Raw genomic sequence first — 627 nt, 5'->3', positions numbered from 1 at the left:
AGTAGTTATTGATGTTCAACGAGTCTTATTTGAAGGAGACTCTCAGCCTTTTGCTGCTGATGAAGTTGTTCACAATATTAATCAGCTGACAGACAAAGCAAGAAATTCAAATGTGCCTGTTGTTTTCGTTCAGCATGAACAACCTGGTACTGAAATAGAATTTGGCAGTGAAGGGTGGCAGTTACAGTCAGACCTGAATGTGCTAAAGACCGATACGTTCATTCGTAAAACAACCCCAGATTCTTTCTTACGAACAAACCTTCAAGATGTTTTGTCAGACAGTGGCGTTACGAATTTATTAGTTTGTGGTTATGCCTCAGAATTTTGTGTTGATACGACAATCAGACGAGCAGCAGGACTTGGTTATTCTGTTCAGTTAATAGCTGATGCTCATACCACTCATGACAAGGAACATGCGACAGGAGAACAAATCCGGACGCATCACAACGCAACCCTTCCTAATATCTCAAGCTTTGGTGTTCCGATCACATCGATCTTAGCCTCTGACGTTGAGTTCTAGGGCTAACAAAGGCATCAAGGTGACGCGTTACACTCGGCAGTTTTGGTTCGGAGTGTATTTGGTTTGGTAAATTCAGCGTTGGCGCACCTTATGCCCGGCGTTATAAG

The 627-nt window shown here is 42.9% G+C and carries 1 protein-coding gene; it reads left to right on the top strand.

Annotated features, from left to right (window positions below; genetic code table 11):
- Window positions 1-520: cysteine hydrolase family protein (locus Q0852_RS23690; protein WP_299022910.1), on the top strand; the 520-nt coding region annotated here is incomplete at its 5' end.
- Window positions 521-627: the final 107 nt, after the last annotated feature.

This window comes from uncultured Photobacterium sp. (genome assembly GCF_947502415.1).
Taxonomy (GTDB): domain Bacteria; phylum Pseudomonadota; class Gammaproteobacteria; order Enterobacterales; family Vibrionaceae; genus Photobacterium.
Note: the sequence above shows the minus strand (reverse complement) of the source record. Positions and strands in the feature narration are given on the sequence as shown.